This window comes from Halalkalibaculum sp. DA384 (assembly GCF_043951955.1).
Lineage (GTDB): Bacteria > Bacteroidota > Rhodothermia > Balneolales > Balneolaceae > JAMQKA01.
The window spans coordinates 108,305-132,517 of record NZ_JBINJE010000011.1; the positions used below are offsets into that span (position 1 = coordinate 108,305).

Consider the following 24,213-nt stretch of genomic DNA (forward strand, 5'->3'; position numbering starts at 1 on the left):
AGTCAAGCGTCTTGAGAATCTTTTTTAATCATTGATATTTTATGACTGAAGAAAAAAAATCCACTGAATCGCAGGACCCGAACGAGCAGCCGTTCAAACCCAGTTCTCCGAGTTCAAAACTTCACTTTGGTTCGCAGTGGGCTTATGCGGATGCTCCGGAAAGTACCAGCCATGTGGAAATTAACGACCAGTATGACCTGTTTATCGGCGGACGATTTATTGAACCTGAAAAAGGGCGATATTTTAACACGATCAATCCGGCTACCGAAAAGCCGCTTGCAGAGATAGCCGAGGCCACCCAACAGGATGTCGACAAAGCGGTAAAGAGCGCCCGAAAAGCCTTCAAAAAAAGCTGGTCTACGCTCCCCGGGAAAGAACGGGGCAAATATGTTTTTCGGCTGGCGCGGTTGATTCAGGAACGGGCCAAAGAGTTTGCCGTCATTGAATCGATGGATGGAGGCAAGCCGATTCGGGAATCGCGGGACGTAGATATCCCGCTGGCTGCCGCCCATTTTTTCTATTATGCCGGCTGGGCCGACAAGCTGGAGTACGCTTTCCCTGCCAAACAACCCCGACCACTGGGCGTGGCCGGTCAGATCATCCCGTGGAATTTTCCGCTGCTGATGCTGGCCTGGAAAGTAGCTCCCGCCCTTGCCACCGGCAATACGGTGGTCTTAAAACCTGCTGAAACGACTCCGCTGACGGCTCTCAAGTTTGCCGAACTGTGCCAGGAAGCCAATATTCCGGAAGGTGTTGTCAACATTGTAACGGGGGCCGGTACCACCGGTGCTGAAATAGTTGATCATTCCGATGTAGACAAAATCGCCTTTACCGGCTCAACGGAGGTCGGTAAAATTATCATGAAATCGCTGGCCGGAACCGAAAAGAAATATACGCTTGAGCTGGGCGGCAAGGGACCAAACATCATTTTTGAGGATGCGGCCGTTGACCAGGCTGTTGAGGGGATTATTAACGCGATCTTCTTTAACCAGGGACATGTTTGCTGTGCCGGCTCCCGGTTGCTGGTGCAAGAGAGTATTGCCGACACTATTTACCGGAAATTGCGCGATCGTATTGAAACGCTTATCGTGGGCGACCCCCTGGACAAAAACACCGACATCGGTGCGATAAACTCGAAACAGCAATACGATAAAATCAGGGAATATATTGAGATCGGCATTGAGGAAGGGGCAGAAATATACCAGGGCTCCAGTCCACTTCCGGATGCAGGCTATTTCTGCAAACCGACCCTGATTACCAACGTCGGGCAGTCGAACCGCGTGGTAAAAGAAGAAATTTTTGGTCCGGTGCTGACAATCCAGACATTTCGAACTCCCGACGAAGCAATTGAGAAGGCCAATAACACTCCCTACGGTTTGGCCGGGGGCGTCTGGACGGACAAGGGATCAAAAATATTCGAAACCGGAAAGAAGCTCAGAAATGGCGTGGTTTGGTCCAACACCTACAACCAGTTTGACCCGACCGCTCCATTTGGCGGATACAAGGAAAGCGGAGTCGGGCGCGAAGGCGGGCTCCACGGGTTGTATCCCTACGTTCAGCTAACATAATGGCTATATCCATTACCGTTGCTTTAGAATAGCATATTATAGGGTTCTAACCAATAATTGTTGATATGTCAGAAAGAATTGAAGTAAACAAAACATATAAAACCTACGTGGGTGGCAGCTTTCGCCGGACCGAATCAGGGCGGGTTTACAAGGTGTATGACAAGGATCGCAACTTCCTTGCCAACGCCTGCCGGTGCTCTCGCAAAGATGTGCGCGATGCTGTAGTTGCCGCCCGCAGTGCTTTCGACGTGTGGCAAAATCGCCCGGCCTACAACCGGGGACAGATTCTCTACCGCATTGCGGAGATGCTGGAAGGACGTAAAGCCCAGTTTGTTAAAGAGCTGAAACGCCTCGGTTCGTCCGAAAAGGAAGCCCGGCGTGAAGTCCATGGCACCATCGATCGCCTGATATACTATGCCGGCTGGACAGATAAATACCAGCAGGTATACAGCACGGTGAATCCCGTTGCCGGCAATCATTTTAATTTCAGCGTGCCCGAACCGGTGGGTATCGTTTCGGTTCTGCCCCCCGAAACCCCTGCCCTGCTGGGATTGATTTCCGTTATAGCTCCCGTCATGGCAGGCGGCAATACCTGCGTTGTCCTGGCTGGGGAGACGGCCCCGAACGTGACGATCAGTTTTGCTGAAGTGCTGCATTCCTCCGATGTTCCCGGGGGAGTTGTCAATATTTTGACCGGTTACCGGGATGAACTTCTATCACCGCTCTCCTCTCACATGGATGTGAATGCCCTTGTAAATGCCGATCGCGATATGTACCAGGAAATGCGGAAACAATTAGAAGAAAATGCCGCTTTAAACGTTAAACGAGTAACGCGGGAATATTACGAAAACTGGGACCATTCAGAGGTGGAAAGTCCCGACTTAATTATGAAATTACAGGAAATTAAAACGACCTGGCATCCAACAGGAAATTAATTTATGCAAACTGTCATTCCGAACTCATATCGATATCGATCTTTTGTCCTTGTCCTGGCCCTGCTGGCCGGACTCTCGGCCTGTAAAACCACACAAACCACCCGGGAGGGAGCGGTCGGTGAAACGGCAGAGGACTCTGCCTACACTGCAGCAACCGAAAGCGACTTTAATTTTGCGGCTTATCGCAACAGTTTGAGCGATCTATATGCGACCCAAAATCATGAGATGCCCGACTTTTTTATGGAGTCTTCTCCGGACGCCGAATCTGGGAATCGCGATCCTTTTGACGGATTCCGCATCCAGGTTGTTACAACCCGGAATGTATCACATGCCGACTCGGTAGCCCGGTCGTTTCGCATGTGGTCCGATACCACAATCGTCGGCTTTAAACCTGAAACATACGTCTTTTTCAAGCAGCCCTATTACAAGGTTCACGTCGGTGATTTTAATGAACGCCACCGTGCGATTGAGTTCTCACGCCTGGTAAAGCGAAAGTATCCGGATGCGTGGGTGGTGCACGATCGCATCAATCCCTATATGGTGCCTGCCGATACCACGGAAATCCGTTTTAAACCTGCATCCGATTCCAGTAAAGAGCCAAATCAATAATTTCGAATCTGCCTTAAAGCCCGGGTGCCCCGATGGGGACTGAACCTATGGACTCTTTTTATTCGGACCTGCCACTGCTGGACTCCTTTTTCCAGCTCTCCGATCCGGCCCGTTTTCATCCCCTTCCGGGCAACTGGTATGTTGCCGTTACGGATATTGTGAATTCCACGGGGGCTGTTGAAAAGGGTCGCTACAAGAGGGTCAATATTCTGGGAGCCTCTCCTATCGTGGGTATGCTCAACCTGGAGAACAAGGATGACATTCCCTATACCTTTGGCGGAGACGGATGCTCATTCTGTATCCCGCCCTCGTTGTTGAATAAAGCGCGGGAGGTCCTGGCCGCCAGCAAGGCAATTGGCGAGCATCAATACGGTCTTGACCTGAGGGCTGCTGTCATCCCGATTCGGCGGATCCGTGAAGCCGGGTTTGATGTACAAATTGCCCGTTACCGGGTTTCGAAAGCCTACAACCAGGCCATCTTCTCGGGTGGTGGATTAGCGTATGCAGAGAACCTGTTAAAAAATGCGGGAGAGGATGAGCACATAATCGCTTCTGCGGGCAGCCGGATTGAGGCCGATTTTACCGGGCTGGAGTGTCGCTGGCAGGAGGTGGAACAACAGGGGAAAAAAGTGATTACCATGCTGGTAAAAGCCAACCCTTCTGCAGGGAATACTGGTATAATTTACGAGCAGGTACTGCGCAAAATGCGTGAGATCTTCGGTTTTGACGACTACACGAATCCGATCGATCCCGCACGGCTGAACATGAATATGTCACTACAATCGCTGATGGAAGAGATAAGATTCCGTACGTTTGGTATGAGCCGGATGCAGCGTATCATGTACATGCTGAAAGTTAAAGTCCAGGTCATGCTTGGAAAGCTGTTCATGACCCTGGGATATGAATCTGCTGATACAAACTGGTCGCTCTATAAACCGGACCTTGCCCTCAATTCCGACCACCGGAAGTTTGACGATATGCTGCGGGTAGTGATCAGTGGCACAGAAGAGCAGTTTCAACAGTTGCAGCAGTTCCTGGAGCAAAAGTTTGAAGCCGGTCGACTGGCGTACGGGTTTCATCTCTCAGAAACGGCCATGATTACCTGCATGGTGTTTAAATACCACCGGCAACATATCCATTTTGTAGATGGAAGCGGGGGTGGCTATGCCACTGCGGCCGGGAAGCTCAAAAAGCGGATGGAACGGCTGCTAACCAGAGCTGAGTAAGAAAAGGTTAAAGGTTAAAGGGTGAAGGGTGAAGGGTGAAGGTTAGACGTTGAACCTGAAGAGCATTACATCGCCATCCTGTACCACATAGTCTTTCCCCTCCTGGCGCATTTTGCCTGCATCTTTGATCGCTTTTTCTGAGCCCAGCTCGGCGTAGGTTTCATAGCTGACCGTCTCGGCCCGGATGAAACCGTGTTCGAAATCGGAATGAATAACGCCGGCGGCCTCCGGGGCTTTGGCGCCCTTGCGCACCGTCCACGCCCGTACTTCTTTTGGACCCGCCGTAAAAAAGGTGATGAGTCCCAGCTCTTTGTACGCGGCCTGTATCAGCCGGTCAAGTCCTGCACTTTCAACTCCCAGTTCCTCGAGAAACATTGCACGCTCCTCCTCGTCCAGCTCGGCGATCTCCTCCTCTATCTTGGCACAAAAGGTAACCACTTCATCATCATTTTCAGCGGCAATTTCACGTACCTGTTCGACCAGCTTGTTACCGCCATCGAGGTCCTCTTCACTGACATTACAAGCGTACAGCACCGGTTTGTCTGAGAGCAGGAACAGTTCCCGGTAGGCTTTTTTTTCCTCCGGGTCATCAGTGAACGTGCGGGCGGAATTCCCCTGTTCCAGGTGCTCGCGAAGGCGTTTAACGGTTTCGTATTGTGAAATAATCTTTTTGTCCCCGCTTTTGGCTTCCTTCTTCAGGTTTTCCTCCCGCTTTTCTACGGAGACCAGGTCCTTGAATACAAGCTCATCCTCAATAATCCGGATATCGCGGGCGGGATTGATGCTCCCCTCCACGTGAATGACATTGGGATCGTCAAAGCAGCGTACTACATGCACAATCAGGTCCACCTCCCGGATGTGCGACAAAAAAGCGTTGCCTTTTCCTTTTCCCTCTGAAGCTCCTTTTACGAGACCGGCGATATCCACAAACTCCACGCTGGTGGGGACTTTGGATTTCGGCTGAACAATCTCGGCCAGGTTATCCAGGCGCTTGTCGGGTACCGGCACGACCCCGACATTGGGATCAATGGTGCAAAACGGAAAATTTTCTGATTCAGCCCCTGCATCGCTTAGGGCATTAAACAAACTGGACTTTCCTACATTGGGAAGTCCTACTATTCCACATCTGAGGCTCATTATTCGATATTTTACCTTGGTTCACTATCACGGAGTTGAAGGTGACAGCCTGATTTTGAATTACTTATTTGTCTAGACAAACCTGCTGGATAAACTCCTCTTCCGGCAGCAGGGCGGCCGTAAGCTTGCCGTAGCCCAGGGATTCATACACACATCCGGTATCGATACCCAGCATCTTTTCTTTTTGAAAGGGATGAGGTCGCGGCGTATGGCCAAACACCACTTTCTTTTCCCACACCGTCTCAAAAGCGTTCAGGTGCGAGCGTTCCCACAAAAATTCTACATGTTCCTGCTCGTTTCGAACCGATTCTTCAATTTTTTTATGGGGAGCAAGCCCCGCATGTACGAAAAAATAATCGGGAGTGTCGTAGAATATCCGCGTGTTCCGGTAGAATTCCAGATGACTCTCCGGCAAATCAAGGTGTCGGGAATTGGTTCCGTAGGAATTCAGGGTGGTTCGCCCCCCGTTGTTGATCCACATGTTGAGCCCGTCCCGCCAGAGCGTGTCGAGCAGCATCTGTTCGTGATTGCCACGCAGAAAAATGCAATCGTGATGGTTGCGAAACTCCAGCAGCAGATCCACGACCCCTTTGGAGTCTGGTCCCCGGTCTATGTAATCCCCGATAAAAACGATTTGGCGATCGGCATACGGCTCCAGCTTTTTCAGGAGCGACTGTAAGGATTGCAGGCATCCATGGATATCGCCAATTGCGATAAATTTCTTTTTGGCCACTGTGCAGGATCTCTAATTAAATGATGATTCGATGAGTCCACGCCCTTTTTTCTGTATTCGATCCTCATTCCGGAGCCGCTCCAACGCCGCATCCAGAATGCCATTAACGAAATTTCCTGACTTTTTAGTCGAAAAGCGCTTGGCGATCTCTATCGCCTCATTAATAGTTACCTTGGTGGGAATCTCTTCAAAAAACAAAAACTCGCATAAAGCCAGTCGCAGAATCAACTTGTCTACTGTTGCCAGGCGGTGGATATTCCAGTTTTTGATATGATCTTGAATAATGCTGTCTAGTTCTTCTTTATTTTTTGCGGTCTTCAGGAACAGTTGTTCGGCGAACTTCAGGCCGGACTTGTCTTTGGTCAATTTGGGTTTTATGAGGGAAGACAAGACCTGTTCCCACCTGTTGCCGCTTACTTCTTCGGCAAACAGGGCCTGTAATACTACTTCTCTGATTTCTCTGCGCTGTACCATGCTGATATTTTAATAACGAATGTGACTTGCAATGGAGCGCAAAAAGATACAAAACCTCCTTATCAGCCGAAAGCACAACTCGATCTTAAATTCGTGATGAATATTTGTATTCTCAAAAGTGGCCTTTCTCCTGCCAACCAGCATTACTAAATATTTACTTCAGGGAAAACACCTGATACAACAGTCCATAAAAATTTTCGTTGATAAGGATGCAGTGATTTTCCTATATTAAGCTCGCCTTGGGTGATTAGCTCAGTTGGTTTAGAGCACTAGCTCGACAAGCTAGGGGTCGTAGGTTCGAATCCTACATCACCCACATTCCCACCTCCTAAACTACCACATCACAATTTAGTGATTTTATCAAATCCCGGGACATGCTAAATGGTCTGTGGAGATCTATCCGTACAGTACTTAAAAAACGCTGTCACTACATGGATAGCATTGTGAAAATTTTGCAGTCACTCCCCTGTACAGGAATGTTCTTTTTTGTGTAAACAAAACCGAATCCCAAAAAATCACCACCTGGATATTTTCCTATTGGTTATCAGGGATTAGCTGATTGTTGCTAACCACTTGACAACTGATAGCCGATACTGACATATAGAGGGATTTTTAAAGCCAGACATTTTTATATAAGACCAACACCCGAGTGCATTCAAAACAGCAGTTTACGCCTTCTAAATTAAGATTTTAACCACAAAAACCCGGGCGAAGTCGGGTTTTGCCAATCTGTTACATTAGATTTGTCTAATAATATATAACAGTTTGAAATAGTGAAATACTCTTTATAAAGGCCATAAACGGCTATTTTCTAATTTAATTTATAGGTAAAGCTTTTAAATACAGGTAATTATAGAGAAATTTAACTTGTAATGAAGTTTTTTATTACAAAAATTATGAATGAATTAAAAATGGATGGTTTGAAACAAGATTGCGGCATTAACTTGAAGTCTCAGAGGGACCCATGGCACTTACTGAAAAATTTTTGGTAAATACGGATAACTTGGAAGCGATTCTTGACAGTATCAGGACGGAACAAGAACTGCCTGATCGAATTGAGAACAGTTTTCTTGAAGGACTTGGATACGAAAATCCTCCCGATTTTTTGATCCTGACGCTCTTAAAAGAATTGCGAATGTTGAGGAGCGACAACACCCCCACTCCCCTGCTTGAACAGTTCAGGGACCCCGAAACATCTGCGGAGGCGCTGGCTATCGGGCTACTTCAGGCATATGGAGAGCTTTTCAAAAAAGATACCGCAATCCACCGTTTATCGATCGAGGAGATTACGGATCAACTCAGGGATTGTTTTGAGTCACCAAAGTCCGAGATTATTCTGAAATATATGGCGCGGACGTTTACTTCCCTGGTCAATTACATCGGGTCCGACAAGCTTGAAGCACTTCTGGAACAGAGGGAGAATGAGGAATCGAATGTGGAAAATGTGATCAAGGAGATCGCCCAGAAACACCAGGGTAGCGGACTCAACATTGTCACAACCAATGTGATTTCAGCCCTGGGTACTGAAACGTCCCTCGAAAATATGCCACCGGAAACGTCCGCAGATCCTGAAATTGATAATTCATCAGTTTCCGTTGTTTCGAACACCTCAACCGAAAATAGTCAAAAACCCAGTGAAGAGTCAGAGAACAAACCTGAACTCAATGGTTCCGAAAAGAAAAAAACTAACAATGAAGAGTCAGAAAGGAATAATATGCAATCAGATGAGCACCACAATAACGGACAAGTAGTTGAACAGGAAATAGACACGGGCCTTCAACCAGAAGCAACCGAAGGCGCTGGCAGCGATGCCACAGATGCTCCAGAAGCCCCCTCAACCCCGCAGGCGCCAAGCACAACCAATGCCCAGAGCAGGTATGTTGATAAAGCATTAATTAAAAAGGCGGCTCTGCTCCATAAAGTAGGTCGACTAAATGAAGCGATACCGGCGCTGGACAAAGTATTTGATCGTTTTGCCCGTTCAGAGAAACCCGAACTCTATAACCAGGCGTCCATCGCTCTCATCAATAAAATGAAGATCGTGGAGAAGCTGGAACTCCGTGATCAGCTGTTGCCGGTATACGAGCAGTTGATCAATCGGCTCGATGATTCAAAAAACAGCGAGTTCAGCAAATATGTGGATCACGCATACGCAAAACGAGTCGACACCCTGCTGGAGGCTGACAAGCTGGAGCAGGGGCTTGAAGCGATCGGCAAGGCAATTCAGCGGTTCAAGGCCTCTTCGGGAAAAGGAGGATTGCTGGAACAGGCAATGTACAAAAAAGCGGAAGTGCTCGAATCACTCGGCCGCGATGAGGACGCAATCGAAGCCTATGACGAGCTTTTGGGTACCTTCGACAAGTAAACAGCGTCTAAAAGTCCATGATAATCATCAAGAGGTTACATTATGGAACGTTTATTTCAATCCCTGAGACAACAACTGGCATTTGAGATAATGTTTGTTGAGAACGTGAGCAGACCGTACCACGACTACCAGGAAAAGCTGGAGGTGGTGGATTTCGAGTACCGGGGCATGAGCTGCCAGCTTGTACTTAACGGAAAAATCATGTTGAAAAGCCAGGACCTGGAAACATCCGTTGAATCGTACCAGGATCTGGTCAGCGCATTGCGGAACGCCGGCACTACCAAAAAGGCAGCTGGGTAGTTTTTATTTAACCGACTTAATTTACAAGAGTTGTAAATATCATCTATAGGCGGCTATACTCTTGCATACGCCATTATACCGCGCTAAAAGCGGATCAAACTCTGTCTTCGGTAAAGGAGACAGAGTTTTTTATTTGAGGCATTCCCAGGCAGATGCGGAGTATCGATCCTCGGAATCCACAATCCATAATCCATCATTCATAAATTTCCCCAACAAGGATAATGGGAGATCGCTCTCCTGCCTAAGGTGTATAAGCGGAAACAACTTACCCAACGTCAATGAAAGAACGCCTGTGCGGTTATTTCCGCTTTGCCTTCCATACAAAGCAAATATCCTGGAGAAATGAAGGCTAATATTCCTTGTTGATTCGTTTTATCAGCTCAATTTCGGAGGTATCAAAGGCAGAACCGTCACGGCGAAAGATATCGTGAAACCAAACTTCGGGCTCAGAAGCCTGGAGATGATCTTCCCAGCGATATACTTCGCGAACTTCACCTCTCCAGCGCTCATAGAACTCATCTCCATATCCTCGTGGTGATTGCCAGGAATAGATTGTTTGCGTTTTACCGCTGACAAGTCCCCAGTTTATGGCCCCGATATTCTGCTCGGCAAAAAACGGGAAATGAGTCTGAAACTTACTGCCGTTGGTTCGTGCCATATACTCCGTACATATCATCGGCCGGTCGTACATCTCCTGCAGGCGTCCTACAACTTCGCGGGTTCGATCGATGGAGTTGTAGTCGTGAAACGTGATAATATCAGAATTGGCAGCTGAAAACCTGTTCAGCTCTTCAAAATCATCGTTCCAGATCCACATCCCGATGGTGATAGGTTGGGAGGGATTCACATCACGCGCCCACGCTGTCACGTTTTTAAGCAACGGTAGTGAGCTGGACGGCGGGTTTTTACCGTTTCCGGGTTCATTGTAGAGATCCCACATCAGCACGCGGTCATCCCCATCAAAGTGGCTGATCAAATCCTGTGTATAGGCCTTGAGGACCGGATATAGCGCCTCATCCAGCCGCTGATCGTGCCCGGGGCTTTCCACCCAGGCGCTGTTGTGGATACCGGGTACAGGGTCCGGCTGCTCACCCAAATTCGGATCGTCTCCCCACACATCGTCAAACAGCACAAACATTATTTTGATGCCATGACTGTCGGCGATCTCCAAAAACTGCTCCATCCGATTTTTCAGTCCCTCCGGACTGCGGGCCCATACGAGATAATGCAAGTATACGCGCATGGTATTAAAACCGATATCTTCAGCCCATCCCAGTTCGCGATCGATCGTTTCCGGGTCAAAACTAAACTCCTGCCACATCTCAATCTGGTTGATGGAGGTGCTGGGGTTAAAGTTGGCTCCGGAGATCCAGTCGTGCTGGTCATACCACTTCTGTGCTTTTTCTTCCGACCATACCTCTCCCATCACTTCCTGGGCAGTTGTCACGTCCGGCGATAGCAGAAGCGGAATCAGTATAACGCCGAATACAAACAATATTACATTGTGCTTTATCATAATGGTTGGTTTTTCTGTGATTATTAGTTGTTACAGGGAAGACAAATTACTGTCCGGATGGAACAGATCTCAATTTTCCGCTATTGCGGGAGGATAAAATTCGGAACTCTTCCTCATTCCAGGTAAATGTGAGCGCTCCGCCCGGGAAGGGGACTTTTTACTTCCCTTTTTTGTAATGAATTTCCGGGAGATCCAGCAACAACCGGGCCGCGGCCTCCGGGGTGATATCCCGCTGCGAGCTTCCAAGCATCTCATACCCTACCCGAAATTTTTTAACCGTGGCCGAACGCAGCAGAGGTGGATAAAAATGCATGTGAAAATGCCACTCAGGATAGGCATTCCCATCGGTTGGAGCGGGATGAAAGCCGGCGGAATACGGGAACGAGATATTAAATACGTTGTCATATTTTATCGTGACACTGCTGATTACAGAAGCCAGTCCCTCCTTTTCCTCCTCCGTCATATCAGTGAAGCGGCTGAACGGTCGTTTGCTCACCAGCAGGGTCTCAAACGGCCAGAAGGCCCAGAACGGCACCAAGACAGCAAAGTGTTCGTTTTGGACGACAATACGCTCGTTCTCCTGCTGCTCAATCTCCAGGTAATCCTGCAGAAGCGTGTTACCGTGCTTCTCATAATACTTTTTAAACTGCTTCAGCTCTTTTGCCGGTTCGTCGGGAATGGTTTCCTGCGCCCAGATCTGCCCGTGGGGATGTGGATTGCTGCATCCCATAATCTCCCCTTTGTTCTCAAAGATCTGCACATAATTTATATACTCCCGGTTGCCGAGCTGCCGGTATTCACTGACCCAGAGATCCACCACTTCACGAACCTGTGACAGTTCCATCTCCGGCAGGGTCAGGTCGTGACGGGGTGAAAAGCAGATCACGCGGCAGATCCCTTTTTCCCCTTTGGCCACCAGCAGGTCGTTGGTATTGAAGGATTCTGAAGGCGTATCCGGCTTCAGCGCACTGAAATCGTTGGTAAAGACAAACGTACTGGTGTATTCAGGGTTTTTAGCATCGCCGGCCCGTTCGTTGCCCGGACATAAATAGCATCCGGGATCGTACCGGGATTTCTGATCGGCGGACTTCTCCTCCTCCTTGCCCTGCCAGGGGCGTTTGGCCCGGTGGGGACTTACCTGGATCCATTCCCCCGTCAGTGGATTCAGTCGCCTGTGCGGGTGCTCCGAAAAATCTAGCTTCATAATCTTACCGATTTTTACTTTCCAGGGAGAGGACTTCAGCTCCTCCTCCGATTTTTGTTCTGTAGATATTTACGGCCCGGGTCGTTTTTTCGAGATAGATATCAGATATACGACCTGCGAACTCTTCAACTGCCTCCTCCTTCACCAGATTGATTGTACAGCCACCAAAACCGCCGCCCATCATGCGCGATCCAAGGACACCGTCAATCTTGCGAGATTCCTCCACCAAAATGTCAAGTTCGGAACAGCTGACCTCGTACATATCCCGCAGTCCCGCATGAGAAGCGTACATTCGATCCCCAAAAGCATCGATATTCCTGTTTTCAAGATCATCACAGCCCTTCAACACCCGCTCGTTTTCCTCGATCACGAACCTGCAACGTTTGTAGATAATGGGATTCATTTCGTCGCGATGCTTGTCGAGCAGATCATGATCTACATCTCTCAGGCTTTGGATGGCGGGATCATGTTGTGCAAAAAACTCCACGCCCTGCTCGCACTGCCGCCGCCGAACATTATATTCCGAGGAAGCCAGCTCCCGGCGAATCTGGGTATCGCATAATACAATCTGGATATCATCCTGCTTAAAGGGATACAGTTCATATTCCAGGGAGCGACAGTCAAGCTTCAGGGCGTGACCGCTTTCCCCGTGAATATTTACAAATTGATCCATAATACCACACTGTACGCCCACAAACTCATTTTCCGCCTGCTGGGCCAGCAGGGCGCGCTCGCGTTTGGGAATATCAAGATCAAATATTTCTGACAGTCCCGTGATAACGCCGCCCTCAAGAGCCGCCGAGGAAGACAGTCCCGCCCCGATCGGGATATTTCCCCCAAAAACGCAATCAAAACCGCCTATTTCATAGTCTGCCATCTGTAGCTCCACAATCACTCCCAGCAGATAGTCGGGCCATCCCATCCCGGTTTTTGAAAACTTATCTTCATCCAGGTCGTGGGTATGGGTTTCTTTTTTATCAACGGCGACCATATTTATTTCGGACCCCCCGTTCGGTGCCAGGGCAAGCACAATCACCTTGTCGATGGCCGCCGGCAGTACAAACCCGTCGTTGTAATCGGTATGCTCTCCAATCAGGTTCACTCGTCCCGGCGATTTTACCACTATATAATCACTCTGGAAACGATTGTTGAACTCGGTTTCTATTTTCTTGATCAGCTGCTTCATCATGCAGTATTAGAAATTAATATTCATTTTTTTACCAGAATACGGCGTAAAGTACAGCTACCAGTACCAGTATAACGTAAGCACCGATGTTAAACGCCGGGCTGGTTTTAAACATCTCAGCGGTGGTATGGATCGCTTTCGGATCCTCGTCACGGGGATTGGTAGACAAGCTGACCCCTGCAATAATTGCGATGGTGGCAATAAGCGTGTAGAACATCTGGTCCAGAAAAGGAAGTTGAACAGCAGGGGTTTTCAGAAACACCGCAATTACAATGGAGGCCAACACCCCATATATAGCCCCTTTTGACGTCGTTTTTTTCCAGAATAGTCCCATTAGGAAGACCGCCAGTATGCCCGGACTGACCATACCGGTGTATTCCTGGATATACTGGAACACCTGGGGCACGGTCTGCAGTTGAGGTGCCATCAGCATAGCCACCACCAGTGCAACTCCGGCGGTAATTCGCCCCATGTTGACCGTTTGCTTATCCGTCGCCTCACGATTTATATACGGGATATAGATATCCATTGTAAATATGGTAGCCACGGAATTGAGCATGGAAGCCATTGACGAGACAATGGCCGCCGCAAGTGCTGCCACCACCAAGCCCAAAAAGCCGGGAGAGAGAAATACCCTCATAAGCCACGGGTACGCATTGTCGTATTTGATGCTTCCATCCTCCCTGGCAAAAGCATCAACAACCCCCGCAATTTGCGTAGTCCCTTCGGGCTGATTATAGAGCACATAAACGATAATACCCGGAATGACAACAATCAACGGGATAATCAATTTTAAAAAACCGGCGAAAATAATCCCTTTTTGTGACTCCTTGAGTGATTTTGCAGCCAGCGTCCGCTGTATAATATACTGGTTGAAGCCCCAGTAATAGAGATTGGCCACCCACAGTCCGCCAATCAGAACGGCAATACCCGGCAGATTGCTAAATTCAGGGTTCGACCGATCCAGGATCATGGTAAACTTTTCTCCGGCTACATCATAAATGTGAGCCAGGCCGTTTAGTATGCCCCCTTCGGGAGTAACATTGTAGAGACCGGCGATCGTGACGACAAAACCACCCAGGACCAGCAGACCAACCTGCAGTACATCGGTCCAGGCAACAGCGGCCAGTCCCCCATACAGGGAGTAAGCTGCAGCAATCGCAGACAGGCCCAGGAGCGCATAGATCATGAGACTGCCATCCCCCGTGCCCATGATGGTGTCGAGGGCCAGTGCTCCAAGATAGAGTACCGTCGTAAGGTTCACGAATACGAACAGTGCAATCCAGAAAACGGCTAAAATCGTTTTAAGCGTAGTATTAAACCGCTGCTCAACAAATTCCGGGATCGTAAAGATTTTCTTTTCGATAAAGATCGGCAGAAAGTATTTGCCGACAACAATCAGCGTGACAGCCGCCATCCATTCGTAGGAGGCGATAGCGAGTCCGACGGCAAAGCCGGAGCCTGACATCCCGATAATCTGCTCAGCCGAAATATTGGCGGCTATAAGGGAAGCACCTATTGCCCACCACGGCAGAGACTTGCCGGCCAGAAAATAATCCTCGGCATTTTTTTGGTGCCCCTCCTTGTCACGGGAAACCCAGAGTCCAATTGCCACAATAACCACGGCATAGGAGATAAATACAATGTAGTCGAGTGTAGTAAATCCCATAAATGATGTCGTTTAGTTTCGACCGGCACGCCCGGCTGATGTTTCAGTTGTAATCTAGTTAATCCTGTATCACATAGGAAACAGTGGAATAGCCAGTTCACTGGTTAATGAGCGTTATATTTAATACGGCTAATAACATCCCGTTAAGTACATGTTAAATAGAATATACTATTGTGTTACAACTTGTTACCGTAACCACATACATTTATTTTAGGCCTGATTCGCCTTCAACAAAAGCTATTTCGGCATCAATTAATATGCAGAACTTGTAACAAGGTATTGCACCCTGTGTGACTGCCAGTTGTCAGTTATGCCTTATAAGTGCTGGTCAGAAGGCTTTGCAAAACCCATATCACTCATCCGGCGCCCTGCTTCTTTAAAATCACGAGTATGTCTTGATGCCAATCGTTTAAATTCGACTACCCAAACCGGACAGCCGGCAACCAGAACGCCCTTATGTTAGCGATAACATTTAACTTATTCAATATGCTTATGACCATATATTATTTGATGGGAATTCACCCTTAATTTATATCGTTCAGGCATTTAAAAGTATGACCTCGCATCTATTTTAGGATCAAAACAAAGCGATGACCTGCCCGTATTCTGCAAAGTTAAAAGCACGGTTCATATATTCGGGCATCCACACGATTTTCTGATCACCATTTCGGTGGCGATCTCGATATTCTCAATTAAGGGTTCATCCTCCTCGATTGTGGATATCAATTTTTCCGCTCCCCTTTTCCCGACGTTATAGGCCGGCTGGTGGATGGTCGTCAGCGGGCAGTCGACCAGCTCGGACCGCACTTCATCCGTAAAACCGACAATGGCGATATCTTCCGGGATTGAGAGCCCTTCTTCCCGGATGGCATCCATCGCCCCAAAGGCAGCGGGATCATTGACCGCAACAACGGCCCGGGGGCGATCCTCATCAGGCAACTGCAATAGCTTCTGCATGGCGCGATATCCTCCTTCCTCCTGGTATCCACTTTTTAACACCCACTGTTCTTTTACCGAAAGTCCAGCTTCCCGCAATGCGGAAACATATCCTTCAAACCGTTCTTTGCCGATGGAAACTTCACGAGGTCCGCTGAGATGCGCTATTTTCCGGTACCCGTGGGCGATCAGGTGCGCGGTAATTTTTCGGGAGCTCACCTTGTCGTTCACACTCACGCAGCTGGCCCCGATATTTTCAATGCAGCGATCAAAAAAGACGACCGGAATCCCTGAATTTATAACCTCTTTGTAAAAACTGTAATCATCTTCTGTCTGTGAAGATGAGACCAACATGCCATCAACCCGCTGCGCCCGCAACGTGTTGATGGCGTCTTTTTCGCGCTCAAACTGTTCTGCTGAGTGGGTCAGTATCAGGTGGTAACCGGAGCTGTAAGTCACCTCTTCAATACCGCGGACAACCTCCGGGAAAAAGGCGTGTGAAATTTCCGGGATGACGACCCCGATGGTATGGGTTTTCCTTGAAACCAGGCTTTTGGCCACGTAATTCGGTGTATATCCCATACTTCGAGCCTTCTCCAGGACCCGTTCCCGCGTTTTCTCATCAACATTTTTTTTGTTGTTAATCGCCCGCGAGACAGTCATGGCGGATAGCCCGAGTTCTTCTGCAATCTGTTTTAGTGTTACTTGCGAACTCACACCTTATTTTAATTAGAGGCTCTTGGAAACTATTTCAAACATTCTATTCATCCCGGTTTACAAAGTATACCTGAACAGAACCGTCATTATTTGCAATAACCACGGCCGGGGTTCCTCCGATATTGATCATTTTCATCTTCTTGGCATCATGGGGAGCCAGGAAGCCGCTTTTGAATGGAGAAACCGGTGCAAATGATCCGGTCCCCGATCCCTGCAAAAACAAACCGTTGCCGGCGTCATTACGGGGAGTCTGGGGTTCTGCATTATACAAATTTCCAGCCAACAAAAGATCATCTGTTCCATCCTGGTCAAAATCGTGAACAAGTATGTCCTGAACGGAGGAAACCTGCGCTTCATTCGGCAGTGGATGAGACTTAAAGCCCTGTTCAGAACGATTTTCCAGGTACATGCTTTTAAAGGTGGTGGCCTGCAGGTGCAATGCCTCTTCCATCGCCTTCGTCCCCACCACCTGTTCAACGGAGGCTTCGGCGTACTCCTCATAGCTCTGGAATTTCTTGTTGATGGCCGGGATTTTCATCCCCATCTTCGCTTTACCATACCAAGGGATATGCTCCCCATTTCGCTGAACCGTAAACAGCAAGTCTATACTTTGGTTGCTGTCAAAATCATCCGCGTAGACTTCAAACGGCTCATCGGGAGAGGCGCGGTAGGTGTAGTTTTCTCCCAAATTTCCAGCTAACAGGTCGGGGTCTCCGTCCTCATCCAGATCCGCGGCGGCCAGGCTGTGCCACCACCCGCGCTGCGACTCGTTGCCTGTTTCAGCTGTTAAATCTTCAAACGAATCCCCGTTATTGCGATAAAACTGAATCGGCAGCCATTCGCCTGCAGTGACAAGATCAATATTTCCATCCCCGTTAAAATCGATCCATTCGGCATCCGTGATCATCCCGGCCTGGGATACTTCAGGTATAACGTGGTCCGTAACATCACTAAAATTGCCCCCGTCGTTGCGCAATAGATAGCTTTGGGGTGCATAGGGATACCGGCCCGGAACCTGGCGACCGCCGACAAACAGGTCGGGATCTCCATCTTGATCATAGTCAGCTGCTTTTACCACGCCACTGCTGGTCAACATTTGGGGCAGTGCAGCCCGATCTTTTATAAACCGACCTGTTCCGTCATTCAGGTAGAGGCGATCCTGCAACATGTCTGATGCCGGGGAAAATTCATATCCCCCACTTGCCACATACAGATCTGGATTCCCGTCCCCGTTTGCATCCAGGAATGCAGCTCCCACATCTTCCCGGGCGCGGTCATCGATCCAGGGCTGAGATTCCGCTGACCGCTCAAACCGACCGTCTGTCGTTTGCAAATACAGTTTACCGGCCTGCTCCGCCGCGCCTCCGACATACAGGTCCTCGCGTCCATCTCCGTTAACATCCGCGACTGCCAGTGGAGGTCCCAGCCTGGAAAGCTGATACGGAAGCAATCCCTGAACCTGGTAATCAGAATAGCGATTTTCCGAATGCTCGAAATCAATCCCTGTCTTTTCCGTTCTTTCCGTAAACAGGGACTTCCCGGCGCCCCGTGATGGCGGATTCCAGCGTCCGTCGGCCTCCTCATACCTGAGTACAACCTGGGTATCGGCGTTGATATCGGTCAGCAGCTGGTACTGATGATCGGGCCAGATAATCTCAAGGGAGTCAACGTTTGTGTCGCCGCCCAGGCCAAAAAACTGGCGGGGATCGACCGACGACTGGTATCCCCGGTAGGGAGAAACCCAGGCGTGCTGCTTTTGAGATCGGCTGGTAACAATCAACCGTGCCCCGATGCCCTGGCGGTTTTGAGGAGCACCTTCCAGCTGGACGGTCAGAGTATGATTGCTGGTCAGCGTATCCGCCCGGTTTCGAAATATCGAGGCCGGGGCGTTAATATTGTTAATCACCACGTCCAGGTCCCCGTCGTTATCCAGGTCGGATTGGGCGGCACCATAGGAATACCCAGGAGTATCAAAGCCCCACTCCTGCGATCGGTCGTCAAATGTCAAATCGCCATTATTTCTGAAAAAATAGTTGGGGACTTTGTAACCGTGAAGCTCTTCCAGGAGCCGGCGTCTTTTCTGCTTGTTGACCTCTTCCGTACCAAAACGGCCCAGGCTGTTGGCCTCTTCCAGGAAGTCATAATTGTTGATCGCCTTCGGGAATCCGTTGGTCACCATCAGGTCTTTGTGCCCATCGTTGTCGTAGTCCCCGAACAGTGCACTCCAGCTCCAATCGGTATAGGCCACTCCCGCAAGGCGACTGATTTCGCTAAATACAAGATCTCCCTCCGGAGTCATCCCGTTGCTGAGCTGCAGGGTGTTCTGGGCATACTGGTGATAGTACCCCTTGGCCCGCATCTCCTGGTAGTGGCTGTAGGTGATCCCGCCACTCATCTTCTTGCGCTTGATGTAGTCGTCCGGCATCATCTCTGTCTGGTATATATCCGGCCATCCGTCGTTGTTGAAATCGGCAATATCAACGCCCATGCCGGCAAAACTGCTGTGTTTCAGGAATTCCCGGGTTTTGTCTGAAAATGTGCCGTCGCGGTTATTGATATAAAGCACATCATTCGTAATCACATCATTTGAAACATAAATATCCGGCCATCCATCCCGGTTTATATCAGAGACCGCCACTCCCAGCCCAAATCCCTGTTTCCTGACAATTCCGGCCTCCGGACTCACGCGGGTAAACGTTCCGTTGTCATTCCGGTATAGCTCATCGTAGCTATACCTTGTTTCATCGGCAGGCAGCCCCGCCGGCCGGACCGCATTATTCCGTGCAAAAGCTCCCGGTGAATGATTTAGCAAAAAAAGATCAAGATCCCCATCACGATCGTAATCCAGGAACGCTGCATGCGTGGTAAAGGCCGTACTGTCGAGGTTGTACTCTGCCGCCGATTCAGTAAAGGTGAGATCCCCGTTGTTGATAAACAACAGGTTTTTACGGGACTCTTTCGGTGCCCTTTCTGACGAAACAGCAGATACGTAGATATCCAGATGGCCATCCCCGTTGATATCCACCATGGAGACGCCGGATACCCACCGATCGGTCTGGACACCGGCCGTATCGGTAATATCTTCAAACTGCATATTCCCCTTGTTCAGGTATAACCGGCTACTTTTCATATTCCCGGTCAGGTAAATATCCGGCAAGCCGTCGTTGTTTATATCTCCGATCCCGACCCCTCCCCCGTGGTAGGTAAAAGGATAGTTATAGTTATTCAGTGAGTCGGAAGGGATGATTTCATTGTTAAAGGTGACGCCGGTCTGTTCAGGAGACAGCTTTTGAAACAAGGTGGCTCCCTGCTCTCCGGAAAAAGAACAGGCAGATATCGAAAAAAAGATCAAGTAGACAAATATTTGCAGGTATGAATGTTTCAAAACGTAAATAACGGGGTGTGAATTGATTTATATTCCGGTAATGTGCTTAAAAATATCGATTTGGAAGGCTTCCTCTCAATATGTTACGGTAATCTCTGGTTCTCCTTTCAGATCCACTGTTTGAGAAGAACCGTCATGCCAGAAAACCTCCAGGCTCGCCGGTTCGCTTGAGGCGCCCAAAACCTGGGTGTAACTGCGCTGCGACCGGTACCCAGAACCTGCCTGCCATTCTCTCAGGGGCCCTTTACTGCCATCCTTGTACACCAGTCGCACAGCAGCACCGACCGCATCGGCATTTGAGGGCGGCCCCTTGAGCCTGACGCGTATGCCCTTCCGCTCCGTCTGATTAAAGAACAACCTGGTGGCTCCTTCATTCTGGGTAACCGCCAGATCTACCCTGCCATCCCGGTTGACGTCACTGACGGAGGCCGAACGTTGCTCACCGTAAACCATTATTCCGCTGTCATGACCTTTTACGATCTCAAAATCCCCGGCACCATTGCCAAGCAGAAGCAGTCCGCGTCCGGCGTCCTGGCGCGGGATATACGAGGGAAACGGGAACAGGTTTTGGCTGAGGAAAAGATCCTCATTTCCGTCGTTGTTGAAATCGGCCACCGCGGGATGGAAAGCCGTTGAAAACTGGGCATATTCGGGCAATGGCACGGGCCTAAACCCCGAACCCGTGTTAATGAATAACATGTTTCGCAGCGTATTGATCTGTTTAGACGGTATCTTGCTGAAATCCTGACCGAATATTTCGTCTACCGAGGAATGTGCATATTGTTCATGCGAGGCAACATTTCGTAGTACAACAGGAAGAGAATCGAAGGAATAGAGTTTTCGCCGGGGCACATAGGCATCTAAAGCCGGACTGTAGTAACTGTCTACGATATCGACGCGGTTATCCATATTGAAGTCGCTGTAAAACAGTTTTAGGGGCTTCGGCTCGTTCGCCTGATCGTTAAGCTGGTAAACGCTATTGGCCCCGATGTTGGTTGCCACGATATCGGGCAGGCCGTCATTGTTAAAATCACCGGTCGATACCCCGTTCCACCAGCCTTTGTGAGCTTCAAGTCCCATGGCACTGCTGACATTGCGGAACGTTCCCCCCTCATTTTCAAACAACACCAGCGAATCCCACTGCCGGCTTACCAGCAGGTCCGGGTCTCCGTCCCGGTCAAAATCGGTGAACACGGCCCCGGTAACCAGGCCCAGCTCATTCATAATGTCGGCATTTGCCCGATCCAGTTGAAATTTCCCCCTATCGTTTCGGAATATTCTTGAACGCGCATCACGTGGGTAGTTGGCCGGTTTGAAGCTGCCTCCCACAAAAAGATCAATATCTCCGTCAGCATCGACATCTGCCGCGGTGAGGGGGCCCGTAGTTGATAGAATGCCCGGCAGCTCTGCGTCTTTTTCAATCTCTTCCCGCCCCGATCTGACCAAAAATTGATACGCGGAAGGTGCGCGGGGATCCCCCTGTTCAAAATTGGCACTGCCCATGATCAGCCGTGTCCCCTCCGCAGTTCCCCAGCCCAGGAGTGCGGTTTGGTCGCCTGGAGCTGCGCTGCCAAGTGCCCCCGGTTCAATTGCAGTAAGATTTCCTTCTCCATCATTTTCAAACACCGCTGCAGCCTCACCCTTTCCCGAAGTGATAAACAGGTCATCATCGCCATCCCGGTCAAAATCGATCCAGGAGATGCCCGGTCCCTGTTCACTCAGCTTTAGCGGTAGCATCGGCTGGATATTGGTGTCGGTGTACTGGTCTTCGTGATGCGTATGAGAAAGACGGTCGGATTCGTCCGCAAAAAATGTCGATGCTGACGCCGATTTTATTGATCTCTTATCCCCGCTTTGCCGCGGTTCTTCCGCGGAGGCGGACTCCACCACGTAAATCCTGTTCGCCTTAACGCTGTCAATTTGACTTTCGGTGCCGTCCGGCCAGGTTACTACAATTCGGTGAACAGAAGGTTGCTCATCAGCTGCAAAAAAAACCGCCGGCTGTAAACCTGACACGTAATTTCCGCTGGCTACGATCTCCTTTTGTTGGACCGGTCCCGCTCCATGAAGCTCCACCCTGGCACCGATACCCATTGTGTTGGGGGCTTCCCCCTCCAGCCGAACGGCGATCCGGGGGGCATCACTCGTATTTTCATAGACGGCAGCCTGTTGACGCAACCGGTTCATCGCCAAATCCGGGTCCCCGTCATTGTCAAGGTCGGCAATTGTCATGCCGTTTGTCACGTCAGCCTCCCCGAATCCCCACTCCGAACTTATGTCGGTAAACGTGAGATCGCCATTATTCCGAATAATCTTGTTCGGTATATCAAGAGGCGGATACTTCAGGATATTTCCTGCTCCTCCCATCGACTGCCCGGACTGTGAACCGGCCTTCAGCTGACTGTCGATATCCTGGTAATCGTAGGCATGTCCCGTGGCAATTACCAGATCCTCATACCCATCCAGGTCAACATCCAGGAAGCTGGTAGCCCACGACCATTCGGTAGCCTGCACGTTGGCATAATAGGAGATCTCGGCAAACGTATGATCCCCCCTGTTCAGGTAAAGTGAATTCTTGTTATACTGTGGAATCCCGTTTATGGGATCCAGGAACTCCGAAAGTTGACGGGTGCGCTGCCGATGGTCGCTGCTCAACATTTCGGATACGAAAAAGTCCAAATTCCCGTCCCGGTCGATATCCGAAAAATCAACGCCCATGGCAGAGTAGCTCATGCTCCTGATCATATTATCGGGCATTTGGCGGAATATGCCATCCCCCTGGTTTATCCAGAGGCGATCCGGGGTCCAAAAATCGTTGGCTACGTACAGATCCGGCAGCCCGTCTGCGTTCAGATCCTGGAACCGGGCCGTCAGCCCCCAGTCGCGCGGCAGGCCCATCGGGGCTCCCTCCTGGTCCACGAAATGGACGGAATCCTGCACTTTTTCAAAGCGTCCCGAACCATTATTGAGATACAGTTCATCAGCGGCTCCGTACTCGTTCCGATACGATCTGCCATCCGTCTCAATAATATCGTAATATTCATCGTAGGGCGGTCGAACAACAAGCGAATCTCCGCGTTTCTCGATAGTATTTTCTGTTGTCAATTCATCGGGACTGAAGATATCACGGGCCGTCCTCAGCTTATAGTTGGTGATATACAGGTCCAGATCGCCATCCCCGTCAATATCTGCCAGAGCCATCGTGTTGCTTCCGTTGGAGGAACCAAGTCCGCTGTCCTCTTTTAACGTAAATTTTCCGGTCCCGTCATTAATATAGAGTTCATTGCCATCAGCGAGGGAAGTGACCAGGAGATCCGGATCACCGTCTCCATCTACATCCGCAAACGTTACACCAGTAGAGCTGTATCCTTCATGAGCAACACCAGCCTCCCCGGTAATATCCCTGAACTCCATTCCGCCCAAATTTTTATACAGCTTGTTGGGGCCCTCAAGCTGTGCGAAATACAGATCGATCAGTCCGTCGTTGTCGATATCTGCAGCGGCCACTCCCGAACCGTTCAGATAGTTTCGGTTTTCCGAGATACGCTCCTCTGAAATGTGGTTGGAGAAACGAATATTTGTCGTTGAGGCTCCCCTTTTTTCGAACCCCGTTTCCCCGAAATACCCGGGAGAAAGGGCGGCCCACCTGTATCCATCTTCCTGGTTCCACTGTAGCTTGTTGTCGGATGAACAGCCCACAATTATTCCACAAACCAAAATACTCTGCAGGAAAATTGTAAAAGGAGAAAAGTGCACGCTATGGCAAGTTGTTTTTGGGCTTTGTGAAAAAGCATTTTAGCCTGCAAAATGAGTGCAGCATGAATACGCGAATTATTCTACGCTACACCCTTCCACAGGCTTGTAATTAATTATCCGTTATGGTTTTGCACTGCCTTTCTCAATTCAATACCCGGCGCCGAATATATCCTGAAAATGCGGATTCAACGGCAATTCCAAGAAAAATGAACGGAACCCCGGGTCTCGGCCCTTGTCTATGTTTCAAAACTATCGGCTTTCACGTAGGCATCGATGACCGCCTGCTCGCCTTCCTTACCTTCACGGGCGTTGCCGTGCTCCATGCCCAGGATGCCGTCGTAGCCCTTCTCATGGATGTATTTGAAGACGTTCCGGTAGTTGATCTCCCCGGTATAGGGCTCATTGCGGCCCGGCACGTCCCCCTGCTGGATGTAGGCGATCTCGTCCCAGCACAGCTCCATGTTGTGGATCAGGCGTCCCTCATTTTTCTGCATGTG

The 24,213-nt window shown here is 49.6% G+C and carries 16 protein-coding genes, 1 tRNA gene and 1 pseudogene; 7 read left to right on the plus strand and 11 right to left on the minus strand.

Annotated features, from left to right (window positions below; genetic code table 11):
• The first annotated feature begins 41 nt into the window (after positions 1-41).
• The 4 genes from ACG2E4_RS08570 (at position 42) to ACG2E4_RS08585 (ending at position 4,338) form a co-directional block, all read left to right on the plus strand.
• A complete protein-coding gene (locus tag ACG2E4_RS08570; RefSeq protein WP_395259715.1) occupies positions 42-1,568 on the plus strand; it encodes an aldehyde dehydrogenase family protein in 1,527 nt (508 codons plus the stop codon).
• 65 nt (positions 1,569-1,633) lie between these two features.
• The gene (locus ACG2E4_RS08575) at positions 1,634-2,503 is read left to right on the plus strand and encodes an aldehyde dehydrogenase family protein (RefSeq protein WP_395276271.1); all 870 of its coding nucleotides are present in this window, start codon (positions 1,634-1,636) and stop codon (positions 2,501-2,503) included.
• Positions 2,504-2,506: 3 nt separating this feature from the next.
• On the plus strand, positions 2,507-3,112 hold the full coding sequence (locus ACG2E4_RS08580) for an SPOR domain-containing protein (RefSeq protein ID WP_395276272.1): 606 nt from the start codon (positions 2,507-2,509) through the stop codon (positions 3,110-3,112).
• Between the two features lie 47 nt (positions 3,113-3,159).
• Positions 3,160-4,338 (plus strand): DUF3095 domain-containing protein, encoded by a 1,179-nt coding sequence (locus ACG2E4_RS08585; protein WP_395276273.1) that lies wholly within the window; start codon positions 3,160-3,162, stop codon positions 4,336-4,338.
• 42 nt (positions 4,339-4,380) lie between these two features.
• Here ACG2E4_RS08585 and ychF read toward each other — a convergent pair whose 3' ends face one another.
• The 3 genes from ychF to nusB all read right to left on the minus strand — a co-directional run bounded on the left by ychF (position 4,381) and on the right by nusB (position 6,682).
• Positions 4,381-5,475 (minus strand): redox-regulated ATPase YchF, encoded by a 1,095-nt coding sequence (gene ychF, locus ACG2E4_RS08590; protein ID WP_395276274.1) that lies wholly within the window; start codon positions 5,473-5,475, stop codon positions 4,381-4,383.
• A gap of 64 nt (positions 5,476-5,539) precedes the next feature.
• Entirely contained in the window at positions 5,540-6,208 is a 669-nt protein-coding gene (locus tag ACG2E4_RS08595) for a metallophosphoesterase family protein (protein WP_395259710.1), read from the minus strand.
• 12 nt (positions 6,209-6,220) lie between these two features.
• Positions 6,221-6,682, minus strand: coding sequence for a transcription antitermination factor NusB (gene nusB / locus ACG2E4_RS08600; RefSeq protein ID WP_395259709.1), 462 nt, complete (start codon positions 6,680-6,682; stop codon positions 6,221-6,223).
• A 241-nt stretch (positions 6,683-6,923) separates the two neighbouring features.
• Here nusB and ACG2E4_RS08605 point away from each other — a divergent pair.
• The 3 genes from ACG2E4_RS08605 to ACG2E4_RS08615 all read left to right on the plus strand — a co-directional run bounded on the left by ACG2E4_RS08605 (position 6,924) and on the right by ACG2E4_RS08615 (position 9,347).
• Positions 6,924-6,998: transfer RNA gene (locus tag ACG2E4_RS08605), tRNA-Val, on the plus strand.
• A gap of 648 nt (positions 6,999-7,646) precedes the next feature.
• The gene (locus ACG2E4_RS08610; protein ID WP_395276275.1) at positions 7,647-9,047 is read left to right on the plus strand and encodes a DUF5343 domain-containing protein; all 1,401 of its coding nucleotides are present in this window, start codon (positions 7,647-7,649) and stop codon (positions 9,045-9,047) included.
• Positions 9,048-9,089: 42 nt separating this feature from the next.
• Positions 9,090-9,347, plus strand: coding sequence for a hypothetical protein (locus ACG2E4_RS08615; RefSeq protein ID WP_395259707.1), 258 nt, complete (start codon positions 9,090-9,092; stop codon positions 9,345-9,347).
• A 349-nt stretch (positions 9,348-9,696) separates the two neighbouring features.
• Here ACG2E4_RS08615 and ACG2E4_RS08620 read toward each other — a convergent pair whose 3' ends face one another.
• The 8 genes and pseudogenes from ACG2E4_RS08620 to ACG2E4_RS08655 all read right to left on the minus strand — a co-directional run.
• A complete protein-coding gene (locus tag ACG2E4_RS08620) occupies positions 9,697-10,863 on the minus strand; it encodes a cellulase family glycosylhydrolase (RefSeq protein WP_395276276.1) in 1,167 nt (388 codons plus the stop codon).
• Between the two features lie 157 nt (positions 10,864-11,020).
• On the minus strand, positions 11,021-12,067 hold the full coding sequence (locus tag ACG2E4_RS08625) for a UDP-glucose--hexose-1-phosphate uridylyltransferase (protein ID WP_395276277.1): 1,047 nt from the start codon (positions 12,065-12,067) through the stop codon (positions 11,021-11,023).
• Positions 12,068-12,071: 4 nt separating this feature from the next.
• Positions 12,072-13,256: a galactokinase gene (galK, locus tag ACG2E4_RS08630; RefSeq protein ID WP_395276278.1), complete on the minus strand. Its 1,185-nt coding sequence runs from the start codon at positions 13,254-13,256 to the stop codon at positions 12,072-12,074.
• Positions 13,257-13,284: 28 nt separating this feature from the next.
• Complete coding sequence (locus ACG2E4_RS08635; RefSeq protein ID WP_395259703.1) at positions 13,285-14,922, minus strand: sodium/sugar symporter; 1,638 nt, start codon at positions 14,920-14,922, stop codon at positions 13,285-13,287.
• Positions 14,923-15,549: 627 nt separating this feature from the next.
• Positions 15,550-16,575: a LacI family DNA-binding transcriptional regulator gene (locus ACG2E4_RS08640; RefSeq protein WP_395276279.1), complete on the minus strand. Its 1,026-nt coding sequence runs from the start codon at positions 16,573-16,575 to the stop codon at positions 15,550-15,552.
• A gap of 43 nt (positions 16,576-16,618) precedes the next feature.
• Positions 16,619-19,960, minus strand: a complete 3,342-nt coding sequence (locus ACG2E4_RS08645) for a VCBS repeat-containing protein (RefSeq protein ID WP_395276280.1) — start codon at positions 19,958-19,960, stop codon at positions 16,619-16,621.
• A 75-nt stretch (positions 19,961-20,035) separates the two neighbouring features.
• A complete protein-coding gene (locus ACG2E4_RS08650; RefSeq protein ID WP_395276281.1) occupies positions 20,036-23,677 on the minus strand; it encodes an FG-GAP-like repeat-containing protein in 3,642 nt (1,213 codons plus the stop codon).
• A gap of 275 nt (positions 23,678-23,952) precedes the next feature.
• Positions 23,953-24,213, minus strand: a pseudogene (locus ACG2E4_RS08655) (xylose isomerase); the annotation flags it as partial.